The sequence below is a fragment of the Vibrio sp. RE88 genome, from assembly GCF_013113835.1.
In the GTDB taxonomy this organism is placed as follows: Bacteria; Pseudomonadota; Gammaproteobacteria; order Enterobacterales; family Vibrionaceae; genus Vibrio.
In genome coordinates this window covers 38916-56779 of record NZ_VTYQ01000013.1, presented here as the reverse complement: position 1 = coordinate 56779, position 17864 = coordinate 38916, and the positions used below count along the sequence as shown (strand labels likewise).

19 protein-coding genes, 4 tRNA genes and 1 pseudogene are annotated in these 17864 nt (G+C 46.7%); 10 read left to right on the top strand and 14 right to left on the bottom strand.

All coding sequences use genetic code 11. The annotated features are described in order from the left end of the window. Window positions 1–49: 49 nt before the first annotated feature. The 7 genes from F0265_RS21935 to F0265_RS21905 all read left to right on the top strand — a co-directional run bounded on the left by F0265_RS21935 (window position 50) and on the right by F0265_RS21905 (window position 5451). On the top strand, window positions 50–601 hold the full coding sequence (locus F0265_RS21935) for a YtfJ family protein (protein ID WP_171750354.1): 552 nt from the start codon (window positions 50–52) through the stop codon (window positions 599–601). 74 nt (window positions 602–675) lie between these two features. Continuing rightward, window positions 676–978: a DUF2607 family protein gene (locus tag F0265_RS21930; RefSeq protein WP_171750353.1), complete on the top strand. Its 303-nt coding sequence runs from the start codon at window positions 676–678 to the stop codon at window positions 976–978. 71 nt (window positions 979–1049) lie between these two features. Continuing rightward, window positions 1050–1730: a DUF2796 domain-containing protein gene (locus F0265_RS21925; RefSeq protein ID WP_171750352.1), complete on the top strand. Its 681-nt coding sequence runs from the start codon at window positions 1050–1052 to the stop codon at window positions 1728–1730. Window positions 1731–1787: 57 nt separating this feature from the next. Then, window positions 1788–2495, top strand: a complete 708-nt coding sequence (locus tag F0265_RS21920; protein WP_171750351.1) for an ABC transporter ATP-binding protein — start codon at window positions 1788–1790, stop codon at window positions 2493–2495. Continuing rightward, window positions 2492–3751: an ABC transporter permease gene (locus F0265_RS21915; protein ID WP_171750350.1), complete on the top strand. Its 1260-nt coding sequence runs from the start codon at window positions 2492–2494 to the stop codon at window positions 3749–3751. Before F0265_RS21920 ends, F0265_RS21915 begins: the two co-directional genes overlap by 4 nt. 2 nt (window positions 3752–3753) lie before the next feature. Next, window positions 3754–4251 carry a DUF3299 domain-containing protein gene (locus tag F0265_RS21910; protein WP_171750349.1) on the top strand — a complete coding sequence of 166 codons (498 nt, stop codon included), beginning with the start codon at window positions 3754–3756 and terminating at the stop codon, window positions 4249–4251. 303 nt (window positions 4252–4554) lie between these two features. Beyond that, the gene (locus F0265_RS21905; protein WP_095666361.1) at window positions 4555–5451 is read left to right on the top strand and encodes a TIGR03899 family protein; all 897 of its coding nucleotides are present in this window, start codon (window positions 4555–4557) and stop codon (window positions 5449–5451) included. A 104-nt stretch (window positions 5452–5555) separates the two neighbouring features. Here F0265_RS21905 and pgi read toward each other — a convergent pair whose 3' ends face one another. Next, on the bottom strand, window positions 5556–7208 hold the full coding sequence (gene pgi / locus F0265_RS21900; protein ID WP_171750348.1) for a glucose-6-phosphate isomerase: 1653 nt from the start codon (window positions 7206–7208) through the stop codon (window positions 5556–5558). A gap of 296 nt (window positions 7209–7504) precedes the next feature. Here pgi and F0265_RS21895 point away from each other — a divergent pair, with 296 nt between their 5' ends. Continuing rightward, entirely contained in the window at window positions 7505–7924 is a 420-nt protein-coding gene (locus F0265_RS21895; protein WP_171750347.1) for a secondary thiamine-phosphate synthase enzyme YjbQ, read from the top strand. Here the strand turns inward: F0265_RS21895 and F0265_RS21890 are convergent, their stop codons facing one another. From F0265_RS21890 to F0265_RS21880, 3 genes are read right to left on the bottom strand one after another with little or no spacing between them, the layout of a single operon-like run. After that, the gene (locus F0265_RS21890; protein WP_171750346.1) at window positions 7925–9118 is read right to left on the bottom strand and encodes a BamA/TamA family outer membrane protein; all 1194 of its coding nucleotides are present in this window, start codon (window positions 9116–9118) and stop codon (window positions 7925–7927) included. Window positions 9119–9120: 2 nt separating this feature from the next. Continuing rightward, window positions 9121–10206, bottom strand: coding sequence for an alanine racemase (alr, locus tag F0265_RS21885; protein WP_171354852.1), 1086 nt, complete (start codon window positions 10204–10206; stop codon window positions 9121–9123). Window positions 10207–10209: 3 nt separating this feature from the next. Then, window positions 10210–11622 carry a replicative DNA helicase gene (locus F0265_RS21880; protein ID WP_006958349.1) on the bottom strand — a complete coding sequence of 471 codons (1413 nt, stop codon included), beginning with the start codon at window positions 11620–11622 and terminating at the stop codon, window positions 10210–10212. A gap of 174 nt (window positions 11623–11796) precedes the next feature. On the opposite strand from F0265_RS21880, the gene F0265_RS21875 reads away from it, so the two are divergent. Next, entirely contained in the window at window positions 11797–12561 is a 765-nt protein-coding gene (locus tag F0265_RS21875; RefSeq protein ID WP_171750345.1) for a DUF481 domain-containing protein, read from the top strand. A 73-nt stretch (window positions 12562–12634) separates the two neighbouring features. On the opposite strand, the gene rplI is transcribed toward F0265_RS21875, so the two are convergent. The 10 genes and pseudogenes from rplI to F0265_RS21825 all read right to left on the bottom strand — a co-directional run bounded on the left by rplI (window position 12635) and on the right by F0265_RS21825 (window position 16688). Then, window positions 12635–13087 carry a 50S ribosomal protein L9 gene (rplI, locus tag F0265_RS21870; RefSeq protein ID WP_006958354.1) on the bottom strand — a complete coding sequence of 151 codons (453 nt, stop codon included), beginning with the start codon at window positions 13085–13087 and terminating at the stop codon, window positions 12635–12637. Window positions 13088–13119: 32 nt separating this feature from the next. After that, window positions 13120–13347, bottom strand: coding sequence for a 30S ribosomal protein S18 (gene rpsR / locus F0265_RS21865; RefSeq protein WP_000090472.1), 228 nt, complete (start codon window positions 13345–13347; stop codon window positions 13120–13122). 104 nt (window positions 13348–13451) lie between these two features. Beyond that, window positions 13452–13832, bottom strand: a complete 381-nt coding sequence (gene rpsF, locus F0265_RS21860; RefSeq protein ID WP_004747103.1) for a 30S ribosomal protein S6 — start codon at window positions 13830–13832, stop codon at window positions 13452–13454. A gap of 208 nt (window positions 13833–14040) precedes the next feature. Continuing rightward, entirely contained in the window at window positions 14041–14523 is a 483-nt protein-coding gene (bfr, locus tag F0265_RS21855; protein WP_038509373.1) for a bacterioferritin, read from the bottom strand. Window positions 14524–14598: 75 nt separating this feature from the next. Beyond that, window positions 14599–14787: a (2Fe-2S)-binding protein gene (locus F0265_RS21850; protein WP_006958359.1), complete on the bottom strand. Its 189-nt coding sequence runs from the start codon at window positions 14785–14787 to the stop codon at window positions 14599–14601. Between the two features lie 221 nt (window positions 14788–15008). Continuing rightward, window positions 15009–16158, bottom strand: a pseudogene (tuf, locus tag F0265_RS21845) (elongation factor Tu). Window positions 16159–16294: 136 nt separating this feature from the next. Continuing rightward, a tRNA-Thr gene (locus F0265_RS21840) sits at window positions 16295–16370 on the bottom strand. 13 nt (window positions 16371–16383) lie between these two features. Continuing rightward, window positions 16384–16458: transfer RNA gene (locus tag F0265_RS21835), tRNA-Gly, on the bottom strand. A gap of 35 nt (window positions 16459–16493) precedes the next feature. Further along, window positions 16494–16578 (bottom strand) — tRNA-Tyr (locus F0265_RS21830). A 34-nt stretch (window positions 16579–16612) separates the two neighbouring features. Next, window positions 16613–16688, bottom strand: a tRNA-Thr gene (locus tag F0265_RS21825). A gap of 208 nt (window positions 16689–16896) precedes the next feature. Here F0265_RS21825 and coaA point away from each other — a divergent pair. After that, window positions 16897–17820: a type I pantothenate kinase gene (gene coaA, locus F0265_RS21820; RefSeq protein ID WP_006957118.1), complete on the top strand. Its 924-nt coding sequence runs from the start codon at window positions 16897–16899 to the stop codon at window positions 17818–17820. Window positions 17821–17864: the final 44 nt, after the last annotated feature.

The window sequence follows — 17864 nt, the reverse complement described above, 5'->3', positions numbered from 1 at the left end:
AGAATTTTTCGGTATATACTTTTTCCGCTTACTAAAAAGGAACAAAATAATGAAAAACAAGACTCTAATAGCTTTGGCAGTAGCATGCTCTCCCATGTTTGCTCTGGCACATAACATCACTGTCGGCCAGGCAGTTCCGACCGTTGAAGTGGCCAGTTACGGTGAAATTATGGTCAAGGGCAATGATACGACTTATCAACAATGGTCTTCTCAGGACATGTTAGGCAAGGTACGTGTGATCCAAGCCATCGCCGGACGCAGCAGTTCGAAAGAGCTGAATGCCCCCCTAATGTCAGCCATTACTGCGGCTAAATTCCCAGCGGAAAGCTACCAGACCACCTCCATCATTAACCAAGATGACGCGATCTGGGGAACTGGCTCGTTTGTAAAATCCTCAGCAGAAGACAGCAAAAAAGAATTCCCATGGTCTTCAATGGTGCTTGATGAAGAGGGTGTGGTTGCTGGCGCTTGGCAACTTCAGGAAGAATCGTCTGCTATCGTAGTACAAGACAAGCAAGGTAACGTCCTGTTTGTTAAAGAAGGCGCCCTGAATGATGACGAAATTCAACAAGTTCTGACCCTGATTAAAGATAATATCTAATCTCATTTGATCTTAGCGTTTCCCGAAGAGTTGTTATAACATAACAGCTCTTTTTTCGTATTGAATGAAACGCTGTGATTCCAACTCATCCTAATCTAACCAGACGCTCAGCCGCGCTTGCCTTGTGTGGCATTGTGCTGATGCTATGGATGAGTTTCGCCTACATCGACCACCAATACGATATCTCGTCTGCACATCACAGTGATCATCACTGCCAGCTATTCTCTTGCGCGCAATACGGCATGAGCCATGCGTCTCTGACACTCATCGATGCCTCCTTACCAGATGTATTCGTCGTGCAGGATGATTACCACTTCTACCAGCGACCAACCTTTGCCTATCAGGCCCGTTCTCCACCAGTCAAGCTGATTAGTTAACTCAGATTTTTTACGTGCTGATTTATCGCAACAGCCATATATTTTATCAAAACACTTTATTAGGATTCACAATGAACTCAATGACAAAAGTTGCAACACTGGTTGGTCTTGCCCTAAGTACTACCGCTTTCGCTGAAGAAGGATTCCGTCAACACGAAGCTCACGTGCATGGTCACGTTGAGCTAAACATCGCTCAAGATGGTAAAGAGCTACTGATGGAAATCACCGCCCCAGGTGCTGATGTTGTGGGCTTTGAACATGCTCCACAAACGGCTGAACAGGAAAAAGCGCTTGATGATGCCGTCGCGCGTCTAAAGCAATCTGATTCGGTATTTACGCTGGCGTCAGCGGCAGGTTGTAAGGTTAAACACCAGTCAGTGACACACACATTGGGCGCTGACGACCACGACCACGACCACGACCACGACCACGAAAAGCATGACGAACATCATGATGAACACAAGCATCACGATGACCATGGCGAGCATCATGATGAGCACAAACATCACGATGACCATGATGACCACGCAAGTCACGAAGGTCACGACCACCATGATGAACCTCAAGGCGGTCATGGCGAGTTTACTGTCGAATATCACTTCGAATGTGACGACATTAACGCACTTTCTTCCATCGATACGCAATGGTTTAAAGCTTTCCCAACAACAGAATCTATTAGCGTTAACCTACTGACAGATAAAGTGCAAACAGCACTTGAACTGTCCGCAGACAACACTAAGATTTCGCTTTAAGTCTAAAAAAGACCTGATAGCTTGTGGCTATCAGGTCTACTCGTTCAGGTTCATCAGATGGTAGAAAACACAAGTAACAGCGTCGTTGAGCTGGAGCAGGTCACCTTTACCTGGCCCGGGAATCAAACTCCGACACTCGATATCAAACAACTGCATATCACTAAAGGCGAGCACCTCTTTATTAAAGGCCCCAGCGGCTGTGGTAAATCCACCTTACTCGGACTGCTTACTGGTATTAACACCACCAGCAGTGGCCAGTTACGTGTTTTAGGTCAAGACCTTAATCAGATGAAAGGTAGCCAGCGCGACAAGTTCCGTGCCGACCATATTGGCTATATATTCCAGCAGTTCAATTTGTTGCCCTATCTTAACGTGATTGAAAACGTCATTCTGCCCTGCCAGTTCTCCGCACAGCGCAAATCACAGGTCGATACATCGCTGGTTGAAGACGCTACTCGACTTCTGGAAAAGCTTCATCTACCTGCACATCTGCTGGATAAACCTGTCGTAGAACTGAGTATTGGACAACAACAGCGTGTCGCGGCTGCTCGTGCGCTGATTGGCAAACCGGCCCTGATAATTGCCGACGAACCCACTTCTTCGCTCGACTACGACAACCGCACCGCATTTATCGAGTTGCTCCTTGAGCAGGTCAATCAGGCTCAATCAACCCTGTTATTTGTCAGTCATGACCCGACACTGGAAAGCCTGTTCGATCGCACCTTAAACCTTAATCAAATCAATCAGGCAGGAGCTCAACAATGACCCCGACATTTATGCTTGCCTGGAAGAGTGTCCGTAACCGCCGTGTCACTGCCATTCTGACCATATTAACCGTCGCCATTTCGGTCATCCTACTGCTGGGCGTAGAAAGAATCCGTACCCAAGCCAAAAGCAGCTTTGCCAATACCATCTCAGGGACTGACCTGATCGTCGGTGGGCGCTCTGGTCAAGTAAACTTGCTGCTCTACTCAGTGTTTCGCATCGGCAACGCCACCAATAACATTGACTGGAAGAGTTATCAGGAATTCAGCCATCATCGTTCTGTGAAGTGGGCGATCCCTATTTCGCTCGGAGACTCTCATAAAGGTTTCCGCGTGATGGGCACCAACCACAGCTATTTTGAGCACTATCGCTATGGCAAAAAACAAAACATTGCCATCGCTGAGGGACGCGAATTTGACGGTTTGTTTGAGACCGTCATTGGCTCTGATGTCGCCCGCTCTCTCGGGTACAAGATAGGCACAGAAATCATTATTGCCCACGGCATCAGTGACGTTGGATTCAGTCGCCATGACAACCTGCCATTTAAAGTGGTCGGTATCTTATCCCCGACAGGCACCCCAGTTGATAAAACCGTACATGTCTCACTCGAAGCGATTGAAGCGATTCACGTTGGCTGGGAGTCTGGCGCCCACTTAGGTAATACCCCAAGTGCTGAGCACCTTGAAAAGCAAAACTTCCAGCCAAAGCAGATCACGGCCATGCTACTTGGCCTGAATTCCAAAATTCAGACCTTTGCTCTGCAGCGCCAGATCAATACTTATCCTAAAGAACCGCTGAGTGCCATTATGCCGGGTGTTGCCCTGCACGAATTGTGGGGCATGATGTCGGTGGCAGAACAAGCCCTGATGGCAGTGTCGGTATTCGTCGTCATTGCCGGACTGCTGGGGATGTTATCGAGTTTGTTGACCAGCTTGCAGGAGCGGCGCCGAGAGATGGCCATTCTGAGGGCGATGGGAGCGAGGCCACGGCATGTACTGTCACTGTTAGTTCTCGAAGCCAGCGCGTTAACCTTAGTTGGCTTAGCGGTTGGTGTGGTAGGTTTATATGCGCTGTTAGCCGCTGTTGCACCAGTAATTCAACAGCAATATGGGATCAATATTGAGATGATAGCCATATCCCATTATGAGTGGATATTGCTTGCAGCTGTGCAGTTAGCAGGTACTGTAATCGGCTTTATTCCAGCGTTCCGTGCATACAGACAATCCCTTAGTGATGGGATGACAATTCGGGTTTAAACATGAAAAAGATAATCTTAGTCGTCATGCTAGCCATGAGCTTCATGACGCCTTCTCTGGTCAGTGCTAAAGAAGATATTCTCAAACTGGACTGGATCGATCTGATCCCAGAGAGTGAACGCAAGCAATTCGATTCATACGGTATGCCAGTGACTGATCACTCTGGTCAGGCTGCCAAGCAATCATTGGTGGGCAAGGTACGTCAGGAACTCAACGGCAGTAAGGTTAAAATACCTGGTTTTGTGATTCCGTTAGAAGGGGATGAGGACAAAGTCACCGAATTCCTGCTGGTACCATATTTTGGTGCATGTATTCACGTACCACCACCGCCACCAAACCAGATCATCTACGTGAAGTTCCCTAAAGGGGCGCCGGTGCAAGAGCTGTGGGATGTGATTTACGTGGTCGGTACACTGAAAACGGAAACCATCAACCATGAACTGGCTGAAACAGGTTACGTTTTAGAAGGCACCGCTATCGAAGAGTACGATGACTACTAATATTGATTAACATAAAAGCAACCTGTTAATTATCCGCTTTTCTTTATATGTATCTAGAGAGATATACCAAGACGGCTAGATAAACCAGAAATAGTAGGGCAATTGACAGGTGCTTTTTCAGTTTATTCTCATTTAAAAACTTCATAAGCCCCTCAAAAACATCGATAACAATTTTAACAACTTATTATCATTTGGCATAGCGCCAATTTTCAAAGCTTGCTCACATAGTTCCTCTGGCAGCCAATCAGGTTAAGAGGTAAATTTAATAAATACATTTAACACTTTGATGGGCAAGGAATTCACATGTCGGAAAAGCAAAAGCCAGTGGTTATAGAGCACGAGTCCAACGCTGAATCACGGCATGAGAAAAAGAAAACCTATATCAAAGATAGTGCCAGCCGGGTGATGAACATTGCTCAAACCCATGGATTGGATGCCTTATTACAAAAAGACTCACCAGAAAAAACGGCATTAGAGCGCGCCCTCATTCGCGAACGCCGCTACAAAGAGCAGAAACAGAAAAACCTCGAACAAATCCTTAAGCTCGCTCACCTGTCCTGTAAAGATGAAACCGCGGGCGACCCCGATCAAGATTGGTTGCATCGCTTCTTCAATATGGCTCAGGAAGTACACAACTCCTCAATGCAGCGCCTGTGGGCACAAGTGCTAAAGCGCGAAGTCACCAACCCAGGTTCAACGTCAATGAAAGCGTTAAAGGTGCTACAGGATATGTCTCCTAAAGAAGCGCAGACCTTGCAGCGTGCCGCCTCTTTAGCGTGCAGTTTTGGTGGCGACACCAGTCGCAAGCTGTTGATTGGTTATCGGGCACAAGGGGGGATTTTCAGCTTTGGTAAGCGAAATATTACCGGCAATATCAACGTTGGTAATTTCCAGCTTCCCTACTCCAGCCTGTTGGTCTTGTTTGAACTTGGCCTGATGCACGGTACTGAGTTGGAGTCTGGTGAAATTGAGCTCGATTCCCCCTTACCACTAACCTATCAGGGCAAGCAGCTGTCACTTCAAGCGCACAGCAAAGGGGTTAGACTTCTCTACTACCGCTTTAGCCCAACTGGTAATGAATTGTGTAAGCTGCTTGGAAACAAGCCGAACATGCAGTATTACGATCAGATGGTCGCTTTGCTCAGCCAGAAATTCACCGCGAGTACAGATGCCAAATCCAGTATCGATACCACAGTATAAGAATTCAGATTAGTCGACCAATAAGATCGGATGCGATCTGATACCCTTCAGATACAAAAACGCCAACCCGACAGGTTGGCGTTTTTCACTTCATTGAGAACGGCTTATGCTTTGTACGCTTTGAATGCGTTAATCAGACCATTCGTCGAGCTGTCGTGAGAGTTGATTTCCGATTCATCAGCTAGCTCAGGTAGGATTTGGTTAGCTAATTGTTTACCTAACTCAACACCCCATTGATCGAAGCTGAAGATATTCCAGATCACACCTTGGACGAAGATCTTGTGTTCGTACATTGCAATCAGATTACCTAGCGTACGTGGTGTGATTTGCTTGACTAGGATTGAGTTAGTCGGGCGGTTGCCTTCAAACACTTTGAATGGTGCTAGAGTCGCCGCTTCTTCTTCACTCTTACCTGCTTTAGCAAATTCCGCTTTGACTGTCTCTTCCGACTTACCAAAAGCAAGCGCTTCAGTTTGAGCAAAGAAGTTAGACATAAGCTTCTGGTGGTGATCACCTGCTGGGTTGTGGCTGATTGCTGGTGCAATGAAGTCACATGGGATCAGCTTAGTGCCTTGGTGAATCAGCTGATAGAAAGCGTGCTGACCGTTAGTACCAGGCTCACCCCAGATAATTGGTCCCGTTTGGTAAGTCACTGCATTGCCGTCACGGTCAACATACTTACCGTTAGATTCCATGTTGCCTTGCTGGAAGTAAGCAGCAAAACGGTGCATGTACTGATCGTACGGAAGAATCGCTTCAGACTCAGCGCCATGGAAGTTGTTGTACCACAGGCCTACCAGCGCAAGAATCACAGGGATGTTGCTTTCTAGATCAGTAGATGCAAAGTGATTATCCATCTCATGAGCGCCGTCTAGCAGCTCAACGAAGTTGTCGTAACCTACCGCTAGTGCAATTGAAAGACCGATGGCAGACCATAGCGAGTAACGACCGCCAACCCAGTCCCAGAACTCAAACATGTTGTCGGTATCGATACCAAACTCAGACACTGCTGGTGCATTGGTAGAAAGCGCTGCGAAGTGTTTAGCGACGTGTGCTTCATCACCTGCTGACTCTAAGAACCAATCACGCGCACTGTGCGCATTGGTCATGGTCTCTTGGGTCGTAAACGTCTTAGAAGCCACTAGGAACAAGGTCGTTTCTGGGTTGACCTTTTTTAGAGTCTCAACGATGTGTGTACCATCAACGTTAGAGACGAAGTGTAGATTTAGGTGGTTTGTGTACGGAGCCAGAGCTTCAGTCACCATGTAAGGACCAAGGTCAGAACCACCGATACCAATGTTCACGACATCGGTAATCGCTTTACCTGTGTAGCCTTTCCACTCACCGCCGATAACACGCTCAGTGAAAGATTTCATTTTTTCTAGCACTGCATTAACAGCAGGCATCACATCTTCGCCATCGACCATCACAGGTGTGTTACTGCGGTTACGCAGTGCCGTGTGGAGTACAGCGCGGCCTTCAGTTTGGTTGATCGCTTCACCACTGAACATCGCTTCGATTGCCGCTTTAAGCTCAGTTTCGCCAGCTAATGCGAACAGGTGCTTCATGGTCTCTTCGTTGATTAGGTTTTTAGAGTAATCAACAAGAATGTCGCTACCGAAACGGGTAGAGAATTTGTCAAAACGCGCAGCGTCTTGAGCAAACAGCTCTTTAAGATCCATATCTTGTGCCGATTCGAAGTGCGCAGTCAGCGCGTTCCAAGCTGATGTTTGCGTTGGATTGATATTTTTCAACATGGTTACTATCCCGATGTTACAGTAGGTTTTATTCTACGTTGGTTGGCTGGATAATAAGATAAGCGACAGCCAGTAGAATCCCCGATTAAGCAAAAGTAGTTCGGTTCTCGCATTGCAACAAGCAGCCAGAACTTTGTAATAAATTTTCAAGGTGCAATTATGAACCAGTGTGGCTGCACCATCATTGAGTTAAGTCACGTTAAGTGATTTAGTTACACTCAAACCCATGACTAACTATTGGCACTCACCTTACCGCCTTAGGTTGAATTTGCCAAATAGATTATAGAGGATGCCATATGTGGGCTCAGAAGAGTATTCAATTGAGCGCGAGAAAACGCGGATTTCATCTCATCACCGATGAAATAGAACAACAAATTCCACAGATAGAGGATTTTTCTGTCGGAATATTACAGCTATTTATCCAACATACTTCTGCAAGCCTGACCATTAACGAAAACGCAGACCCGACCGTGCGTCATGATATGGAAAAACACTTTAATCAGTTTGTGCCGGAGCGTGCGCCCTATTACAAGCATACCTATGAAGGTGATGACGACATGCCTGCACACATCAAAGCGTCGACCTTGGGGTGCAGTGTGATGATCCCGATTAGCAACGGGCGATTGGCGTTAGGGACATGGCAGGGAATTTACCTCGGCGAGCATCGTGATTATGGCGGTAGCCGAACGATAATTGCCACCCTTCAAGGTGAGTAGTTAGAAAGGCTGGTTGATCATGACACGAAACGTGCCTTCATCTGCTCCTCTCGCCACTTCAGCACGCACGACGATACCTTCAACCTGAAAACGTACTGCCCCACCTACATTCCATTTCATCTCTGAATGGAGTGTTTTCAGGTTGTATTCGTCGGCCACTCTGCCCACCTCAGCAAAAGCGACCCATTGCCACCACGGTAAGTCGTAGTAATTGATCAATGGGATATCATCCAATGGCTGCCACTCAGGAATAACACGATATTCTGCCGAATAGTGAACGGCTGAACGACCATGGAATCGCCCTCCGGTGTAACCACGTAGTCGGTAAAGGCCACCAAGACGAACCTGATCTTGTTCAGGAGGCCTGGCACACTGAGAACCAGAACAGTTATCCCAAGTGGGCGTATCTGCGGTGTAAACATCCAGAGCAAGCACCTGCTGGTCAAACACATCGCCCAATGGGCCAAGTGCATAGTACTGGCTGTTCTGAAACTCCCACTTTGCCCACACATCTTCACTCTGCCAGCTATCCGCACCAAACGTGACATCCAAGGCGGTATGAGAACCCCGCGTCGGGTTGCGCGAGCTATCGCGATTATCCCAATCCAACTTCACTTCCAAACCCGTGGCTTTTTCCGTGTCAGAATACACATCCAGCTCCCGAGAAGAATAGAATGGAGTCAACGCAATTGAACTCACCCCAGATTCCAACGGTGATGCAGTGCTTACCTGACGAGTTGGCTGAAATGCCCCTCTAAGGCCATGCTGTCTGACATTTCCCCACGGTAACAGGTACTTAAATTCAAATTGATAATTCTGCTCAAAGCCATTAGTGATGGTCTTATCTTTGCTGTCTGAATCATTGTCACCTTGCGCGCCCAAGTAGTATGGGTTGTCGTTGAACTGCGCTTGATACATTTGAGTACTGAACAACCACTGTTCAGACAGTGCATAATTAAGTGCCGACAAAAAACCAACATAGCTATCGCGATCAGAATACAGCGCCATACCAAATAGCGCAGCCTGGGGCTGACCGACACCTTTGGCAACGCCGGCAATACCAAAGGTATTACCAAGGGTTTCAGTGCTGAAATAGAAAGGCAGGAACGCAGAGTCTTTTTCTTCACTTAGCGCGGCTCCGGATACAAAAAGGCTGGCAATTAAAGCCAGCACTCGAAGAATTTTTGCATGCATCGTTATTTGGAATATTCCATTTCAACTCGCGAGGTCAGTTTAGTCACCAGTTCGTAAGCAATGGTACCAATGTGGCAAGCCACTTCTTCAGCAGGAAGACTTTGTCCCCAGAGGATAGCCTCATCTCCGACCTTGTCGTTGGCATCCGGGCCGAGATCAACCGTCAGCATGTCCATCGACACTCTTCCCGCAATCGGTACTTTGCGACCATTGACTAACACAGGGGTGCCATTAGGCGCAGTTCTCGGGTAGCCATCACCGTAGCCAATCGCAATAACGCCTACTTTGGTGTCGCGCTGACTGGTCCACATCCCGCCATAGCCGACGCTCTCACCGGCTTTTACTTCACGCACCGCAATCAGATGCGACTTGAGCGTCATGACAGGTTGATAGCCCATCTGCTGTGCCGTTTTATCGTTAAAAGGCGACACACCGTACATTATGATTCCGGGTCTGACCCAATCGAGGTGACTGTTCTGCCACGCCAGTAATCCCGCAGAAGCCGCCAGTGAACGCTCACCTTCACAACCATCGGTGAGGGATAAGAACAATTCAGTTTGTTCTGTCGTGGTGGACTTATCTAGTTCATCAGCACAACCAAAATGACTCATATAACGCAGTGGTTTAGCGACATTGCGACACGCTTTCAGGCGAGCGACAAAATCCGTATATTGCTCCGGTCTGACCCCGAGACGATGCATCCCGCTATCAATTTTAAGCCAAACCACAACAGGGGTATCTAACTCGGCTTGCTCAAGAGCTTCAAGCTGCTCTTCACAATGCACAACGGTTTGAATGTTGTTGGTCACTAAGACAGGTAAATCGCCCGGAGAATAAAAGCCTTCAAGCAACAAAATTGGAGTCACCACACCACAAGCACGAAGTTGTAACGCTTCTTCAATCCGTGCAACGCCAAACGCATCCGCATCCGTAGCATGCTTAGCAATATGTCTCAAACCATGACCGTAACTGTTGGCTTTCACCACCGCCATGATTTTACTGTTTGGTGCTTGAGATTTAATCTGTTTCAGGTTGTGTTGCAACGCATCTAAATCGATAAAGGCGGTTGCCGCTTTCATATAACTCATGCGTTACTCTTCATCCACATCAAACGCTGGGCCAGCATAATTATCAAATCGAGACCACTGACCTTGGAAGGTCAAACGTACCGAACCAATCGGGCCATTACGCTGCTTACCTAGGATGATTTCTGCCGTGCCTTTCATCGGGCTGTCCGGGTGATACACTTCGTCACGGTAGATGAACATAATCAAGTCGGCATCCTGCTCGATCGAGCCTGATTCACGCAAGTCAGAGTTAACTGGACGTTTATCGGCACGTTGCTCCAAGGAACGGTTGAGCTGCGACAGTGCGACCACTGGCACGTTGAGCTCTTTAGCCAGCGCTTTCAGTGAGCGGGAAATTTCAGCGATTTCCAAAGTACGATTGTCAGCAAGGGAAGGGACACGCATCAACTGAAGGTAGTCGACCATGATCATCGACAAGCCACCATGGTCACGCGCAATGCGTCGTGCTCGTGAGCGGACTTCGGTTGGCGTCAGGCCAGAGCTATCATCAATGAAGATATTCTTTTTCTCCATCAACAGTCCCATAGTAGAAGAAATACGCGCCCAATCCTCATCATCCAGCTGACCGGTACGAATCTTGGTTTGGTCAACACGGGAAAGCGATGCTAAGGAACGCATCATCAGCTGTTCAGACGGCATCTCAAGAGAGAATACTAGAACAGGTTTATCATGTGCCATGGCCGCATTTTCTACCAAGTTCATCGCAAAGGTCGTTTTACCCATCGACGGACGCGCGGCAACAATCACCAGATCCGAGCCTTGCAAGCCTGCGGTTTTCTTATTCAGGTCAGTGAAGCCAGTCGTCACCCCTGTGACACCATCTTGCGGTGACTTATACAGGATTTCGATACGCTCAAGCGTCTTTTCCAGAATGTTATCAACGTTCTGTGGGCCTTCGCTTTCAGTAGTGCGTGATTCGGCGATAGCGAAAACCTTACTTTCTGCCATGTCGAGCAAATCTTCCGATGTACGTCCCTGAGGATCGTAACCCGCATCAGCAATCTCGTTCGCGACCCCAATCAGTTCACGCGTCAGAGCACGTTCTGCGACAATGTCCGCATAAGCATTAATGTTCGCCGCACTTGGGGTGTTTTTGACCAAGTCCGCCAAATAGGCAAAGCCCCCGACATCATCAAGCTGCTCACGCTGCTCAAGGAATTCGGAAAGTGTAATAAGATCAAGAGGCTGGCTTTCTTCTAAAATCGCCTGAGACGCTTCAAACATCAAACGGTGGGGGCGACTGTAGAAATCTTTCGCTACCACTCGCTCAGCGACCGTATCCCAGCGCTCATTATCAAGCAACAAACCACCAATAACCGACTGCTCAGCTTCCAACGAATGCGGAGGAACCTTGATTGCGTCCACTTGGGCGTCTGCTGGTTTTTGATTACGATTGTCTGTTCTGGAATCTGCCATGCTCTTGCTCAACAACTTACTTGTGACCGCTCATTATAGCCAGAATGAGACGGATGTCTGTAATAAACAAGGAGTTTGAAAGCTTCTCGTGTAGAATTAACTTAGAACTGACGGAATTAGAGTGAATACCCTCTACTATTCCCCCCAATTTTCCCATCAAATAAGAGGTAATGAGTGGCGAAACTTTGGCTCATGAGTGCAGGCCTGCTGTGCAGTTCCGTGGTCTATGCGGATGAGGCGGTACAAAGTCAAACCGATATTGAGATACCCTCCCCCTGGGACACCGAAGTCGAATTCGGTTATCAGTCGCACACCGGAAACTCAGACTCGCGCTCTCTCAACTCTAGACTCAGTGCTGAATACCTCTCTGGCCGCTACCGAACCAGCGGTGAGTGGAAGTACTACTTACTCTATAAAGATGGGGAAGAAGATAAACGTCAGTCAACCTACACAGCGCAGAGCGACTACAAACTCAGCCCTAAGACTTATCTTTATGGCAGTTTCAAAGGCGTAGATTCTCGCTACAGTGCCTACTTTAAGGACTACACACTTTCGGGTGGTTTGGGTTATCAGTTTTCCAATACTGAGGTGTTTGTACTGGAGTTAGAACTGGGTCCAGGTTTTCGCTATCAAGAACCGAATACCGATGAGATTGGCGACAGTGATATCGTGTTCGAGGAGACGGTGAGAGAAGCGATTTTCCGAGGCAACGTCAATTCAAGCTGGCAGGTACTGAAAAACCTCAGCGTAGCAGCAGGCGTCACTCTCGTCGCCGGTGACAGTAACCTCAGAGCGGATACCGATATCAACGTGACCAACAACATCACAGAAGATATCGCCCTGAAACTCGCCTACACTCGTCAATATCACGACCGAGTGCCAGAAGGGCTGAAAAAAGCAGACAGCATTTTTTCTGTCAACTTGCTGTTCTTATTCTAGTCTTACTCTCCAAACGCCAGACATAAAAAAAGCACCTCTAAGAGGTGCTTTTAAAATACGTCTTGATACTGAATTACTCAGCAGCAACAACTTGTAGGTTAACTGTCGCGAAAACTTCAGAGTGAAGTTGAACGCTGATCTCGAACTCACCAGTGTTACGTAGTGCGCCTTCTGGAAGACGAACTTCGCTCTTCGCAACTTCAACGCCAGCAGCAGTGATTGCTTCAGCGATGTCACGAGTACCGATAGAACCAAATAGTTTACCTTCGTCACCAGCTTTAGAAGCGATAACAACAGCTTCTAGAGCGTTAACTTTCTCAGCGCGAGCTTCTGAAGCAGCTAGTTGCTCAGCAACTTTAGCTTCTAGTTCAGCACGACGAGCTTCGAACATTTCAACGTTAGCTTTAGTTGCCATAACTGCCTTAGCTTGAGGGATAAGGAAGTTACGAGCGTAGCCAGATTTAACGTTTACAGTGTCACCAAGACCACCTAGGTTACCGATTTTATCAAGTAGAATAACTTGCATTGCTTAATCCTCTTTCTTAATAAAACGACCGATTACTGATGCTTGTCAGTGTACGGTAGTAGAGCTAGGTAGCGAGAACGCTTGATAGCGCGAGCTAGTTGACGTTGATACTTAGCGCTTGTACCAGTGATACGGCTAGGTACAATTTTACCAGCTTCAGTGATGTAGTTTTTAAGAGTTGCTACGTCTTTGTAATCAATCTCTTGTACGCCTTCTGCAGTGAAACGGCAGAATTTACGACGACGGAAGAAACGAGCCATGGGCTATCTCCTGATCTTAAATTTGAAAAAAGTTGTCTGCCTAAATAAACACATCCGAGTAAACTCGTGAGTTATCTAGACTGAGTACTAATTCTGAGTAGTAATTACTCAGCAGCTGCTTCTGGCTTAGCTTCAGCACGCTCTTCGCGACGAGGAGCACGCTCTTCTTTCTGCTTAAGCATGATAGATTGCTCAGTGATAGCCGCTTTAGTACGCATGATCATGTTACGTAGAACTGCATCGTTGAAACGGAAAGCAGTTTCTAGCTCATCGATTACAGCTTGGTCAGCTTCAACGTTCATTAGAACGTAGTGAGCTTTGTGAAGCTTGTTGATTGGGTAAGCCAGTTGACGACGACCCCAGTCTTCTAGACGGTGGATAGTACCGCCAGCTTCAGTGATAGAACCAGTGTAACGCTCGATCATGCCAGCAACTTGCTCGCTTTGATCAGGGTGCACCATGAATACGATTTCGTAATGACGCATTGGTTGCTCCTTACGGATTATTCAGCTTCCACAATTGGCCCGGTCGTCCAGAGGAAGCAAGGAACTAAAGATAATTGACCGAGTTTTAAGGAGCACGAATAGTACAGAATGAATGCAATTTAAGCAAGAAAAATGTGATACGAGTGGTGGTAAGCTGGTAGGAATAGAACAGCGTATCGCACGCTGCCCCGAGTTATTCTAATTCTGACTAGTCATCATCTTCATCAACATATTGAGCCTGTAGGTAATTTTGGATACCTGTCATGTCGATCAAGCCAAGTTGTGTTTCAAGCCAGTCTACGTGCTCTTCTTCATCTTCTAATATATCCTGAAACAGATCTCTGGATACATAATCGTGAGTATCTTCTGCGTAAGCGATGGCAGCTTTTAGATCAGGTATCGCAGCCATTTCTAACTTCAGGTCACATTCCAGCATTTCTTTGGTGTCTTCACCGATCATGAGTTTGCCAAGATCTTGCAAGTTAGGGACACCTTCGAGGAACAGAATACGTTCAATCAAATGATCCGCATGATTCATTTCATCGATGGATTCATGATATTCCTTATCAGCCAGATGCTTTAAGCCCCAGTCTTTATACATTCGCGCATGAAGGAAATATTGATTAATGGCAATCAGCTCGTTGCCAAGGATTTTATTGAGATGTTGGATAATGATTGGATCGCCTTTCATGACAAAAACCTCCTCGTTGGCTCCAATTAAACTGTAGAACCAATTGAGAAGGTGTCAAAAAGCCACGAGACGGTTTTAGCTCGCTTTTTGGTACTGTACTACGCCTGTTTCATTAAGGATTTCCTTCGCCATCTTGACACATTTGCCACATTGGCTGCCAAGCGCGGTACATTTCTTTATGCCTCTGATATCAGTTATGCCTTCTTCTAAAGCTAACTTTTTGATTTTCTTATCAGAAACTCCGTGACACAAGCAAACGTACATAAATGAAACCCGTAATACAACCTAGGAGAAAAATATAAACAATAATTGTTCTTATTACCAGTTACGGTTTTGGAGATATTAAGACTGATTTGTTATATCAAAAATAGGAAAGAGGCTGCACAAAACACTTATGCTCTTAACCACAATATTAATAGTGATATTGAATTTGATAACTGTTTGTTTTAATGAGTAAAGAAAAGAGGAATTAGTGGGTGGAAGAATTAGTCGAAGATCTTAGCAACAACACCAGCACCTACTGTACGGCCACCTTCACGGATCGCGAAACGAAGACCTTCGTCCATTGCGATTGGTGCGATTAGCTCTACAGTCATCTTGATGTTATCGCCTGGCATTACCATTTCTACGCCTTCTGGTAGCTCGATGTTACCAGTTACGTCAGTTGTACGGAAGTAGAACTGTGGACGGTAGCCTTTGAAGAACGGAGTATGACGGCCGCCTTCGTCTTTAGAAAGTACGTATACTTCTGACTCGAACTTAGTGTGTGGGTTGATTGACTTAGGAGCCGCTAGTACTTGACCACGCTCTACTTCGTCACGCTTAGTACCACGTAGAAGTGCACCAACGTTCTCACCTGCACGACCTTCGTCTAGAAGCTTACGGAACATCTCAACACCAGTACAAGTAGTTGTTGTAGTCTCTTTAATACCTACGATTTCTACTTCGTCACCTACTGTTAGGATACCACGTTCGATACGACCAGTTACTACTGTACCACGACCTTGGATTGAGAATACGTCTTCGATAGGCATTAGGAATGGCTGATCGATTGCACGCTCTGGCTCTGGGATGTAGTTGTCTAGTGCTTCTGCTAGCTCAACGATTTTCGCTTCCCACTGCTCTTCGCCGTTTAGTGCGCCTAGTGCAGAACCTTGGATAACTGGTAGGTCATCACCTGGGAAATCGTACTCAGATAGAAGTTCACGAACTTCCATTTCTACTAGCTCAAGTAGCTCTTCATCGTCAACCATGTCACATTTGTTCATGAATACGATGATGTATGGGATACCAACCTGACGGCCTAGTAGGATGTGCTCACGAGTTTGTGGCATTGGGCCATCTGTCGCAGCAACAACTAGGATACCACCGTCCATCTGTGCAGCACCTGTGATCATGTTCTTAACATAATCCGCGTGTCCTGGACAGTCTACGTGTGCGTAGTGACGAGTTGGAGTGTCGTACTCAACGTGAGATGTTGCGATTGTGATACGCGAAGTCTTTCGCTTCACCGCCGTACACTTTAGATAGAGTTGTACAGATTGCAGCAGTTAGAGTTGTTTTACCGTGGTCAACGTGGCCGATAGTACCAACGTTTACGTGCGGTTTCGTACGTTCAAATTTTTCTTTAGACATGAGTTGTCCCTCTAGGTACGGATTTAGGTGGCTTTGATGACCACGCAACCAAAAAGTATTGGTGATAAACTTCTCTTAATCACTAAACGTAGTTTAGTTAAAAGAAAGTATCAAAAGGAAAACGTTGCTTAAGAGCTGGTGCTGATAGGCAGACTCGAACTGCCGACCTCATCCTTACCAAGGATGCGCTCTACCACCTGAGCTATATCAGCACTCAAATTAGAGTGGAGCGGGCAGCGGGAATCGAACCCGCATCATCAGCTTGGAAGGCTGAGGTAATAGCCATTATACGATGCCCGCAACACGTAACTCTGTGAGCTATTTCCTTAAGAATATGGTGGAGGGGGACGGATTCGAACCATCGAAGGCAGTGCCAGCAGATTTACAGTCTGATCCCTTTGGCCACTCGGGAACCCCTCCAAATTTTTAATCCATTTCACTCATAAAGGAGAAATGGTGCCGACTACCGGAATCGAACTGGTGACCTACTGATTACAAGTCAGTTGCTCTACCTACTGAGCTAAGTCGGCATAAGTGGTGCGCATTCTATTGAAGGAATCTCTACCTTGCAATAGCTAAATTAAAAAAAAATGCGATTTTAACCAGTTTCTGCTTATTTGCTGAAAAATCGCACAATTTACTCGATAAAAGCGTTTTATCTCCGCCGAGTTATTTGGCAATTTGCGCGGGTTGTTGTATTTTCGCAGCTCTCTATCGCGAATCTCAGTTAGGAAGACTATGACGCCATATCTCTCTTTTAATCGTCAGCAATGGGCCGAATTGCGTAATTCAGTCCCGATGACGCTATCCGAAGAGGATCTCATTGAGCTACAGGGCGTCAATGAAAGCCTAACCATGGAAGAAGCGGTTGAGATCTACCTGCCACTTGCACGCCTACTCAATTTGTATGTTGCCGCCAGACAAAGCCGTAACTCTGTTCTCAACAACTTTCTGGACAATCAGGAAAGTGCGCCACCTTTTATTATTGGCATTGCAGGTAGTGTCGCGGTGGGGAAAAGCACAACGGCTCGTCTACTTAAAGCACTACTTTCGCGCTGGGAGAATCACCCCAAAGTTGAACTGGTGACGACAGACGGTTTTCTTTACCCTAAAAAGGTATTGAACGATCGAGGGATCATGCATCGTAAAGGCTTTCCTGAATCTTATGATATCAAGCGTTTGGTCGAATTTGTTTCGGATGTGAAAGCTGGCAAGCCCAATCTTGAAGTTCCTGTCTACTCACATATCACTTATGACATTACCGACAATGTCAAAGTGGTAGACCGCCCAGATGTGTTGATCATTGAAGGACTCAATGTTCTGCAAAGTGGTATGGACTATCCACACGATCCCCATCGTGTGTTTGTCTCTGATTTCCTCGACTTCTCTTTATATGTCGATGCAGAATGTGATGTTATTGAACAATGGTACGTGGAACGCTTCCTGAAATTCCGCTTAGGTGCCTTCACCAAACCCGGCTCTTACTTTAGTCACTATACCGAACTGACTGAGAAAGCGGCGATAGAGAAAGCGCACTCAATCTGGCAATCAATCAACGGCATCAACCTCACGGCTAATATTTTGCCGACCAAGGGTCGTGCTCACCTTATCTTGAAGAAAGCTCGCGACCACAGAGTCGAAGAAGTGCTGTTGCGAAAATAGCGAGAATCTATCAAGGGTTGATGACATAGCCTCAACCCTTCTCG

What these genes read in the sequence shown, in the direction of transcription:
- F0265_RS21925 (WP_171750352.1), top strand. Translation starts at nt 1,050, where the DNA reads ATGAACTCAATGACAAAAGTTGCAACACTGGTTGGTCTTGCCCTAAGT.
- coaA (WP_006957118.1), top strand. Translation starts at nt 16,897, where the DNA reads ATGACGCCATATCTCTCTTTTAATCGTCAGCAATGGGCCGAATTGCGT.
- F0265_RS21895 (WP_171750347.1), top strand. Translation starts at nt 7,505, where the DNA reads ATGTGGGCTCAGAAGAGTATTCAATTGAGCGCGAGAAAACGCGGATTT.
- rpsF (WP_004747103.1), bottom strand. Translation starts at nt 13,832, where the DNA reads ATGCGTCATTACGAAATCGTATTCATGGTGCACCCTGATCAAAGCGAG.
- rpsR (WP_000090472.1), bottom strand. Translation starts at nt 13,347, where the DNA reads ATGGCTCGTTTCTTCCGTCGTCGTAAATTCTGCCGTTTCACTGCAGAA.
- F0265_RS21920 (WP_171750351.1), top strand. Translation starts at nt 1,788, where the DNA reads ATGGTAGAAAACACAAGTAACAGCGTCGTTGAGCTGGAGCAGGTCACC.
- pgi (WP_171750348.1), bottom strand. Translation starts at nt 7,208, where the DNA reads ATGTTGAAAAATATCAATCCAACGCAAACATCAGCTTGGAACGCGCTG.
- alr (WP_171354852.1), bottom strand. Translation starts at nt 10,206, where the DNA reads ATGAGTTATATGAAAGCGGCAACCGCCTTTATCGATTTAGATGCGTTG.
- F0265_RS21850 (WP_006958359.1), bottom strand. Translation starts at nt 14,787, where the DNA reads ATGTACGTTTGCTTGTGTCACGGAGTTTCTGATAAGAAAATCAAAAAG.
- F0265_RS21910 (WP_171750349.1), top strand. Translation starts at nt 3,754, where the DNA reads ATGAAAAAGATAATCTTAGTCGTCATGCTAGCCATGAGCTTCATGACG.
- F0265_RS21905 (WP_095666361.1), top strand. Translation starts at nt 4,555, where the DNA reads ATGTCGGAAAAGCAAAAGCCAGTGGTTATAGAGCACGAGTCCAACGCT.
- F0265_RS21935 (WP_171750354.1), top strand. Translation starts at nt 50, where the DNA reads ATGAAAAACAAGACTCTAATAGCTTTGGCAGTAGCATGCTCTCCCATG.
- bfr (WP_038509373.1), bottom strand. Translation starts at nt 14,523, where the DNA reads ATGAAAGGCGATCCAATCATTATCCAACATCTCAATAAAATCCTTGGC.
- F0265_RS21890 (WP_171750346.1), bottom strand. Translation starts at nt 9,118, where the DNA reads ATGCATGCAAAAATTCTTCGAGTGCTGGCTTTAATTGCCAGCCTTTTT.
- F0265_RS21915 (WP_171750350.1), top strand. Translation starts at nt 2,492, where the DNA reads ATGACCCCGACATTTATGCTTGCCTGGAAGAGTGTCCGTAACCGCCGT.
- rplI (WP_006958354.1), bottom strand. Translation starts at nt 13,087, where the DNA reads ATGCAAGTTATTCTACTTGATAAAATCGGTAACCTAGGTGGTCTTGGT.
- F0265_RS21880 (WP_006958349.1), bottom strand. Translation starts at nt 11,622, where the DNA reads ATGGCAGATTCCAGAACAGACAATCGTAATCAAAAACCAGCAGACGCC.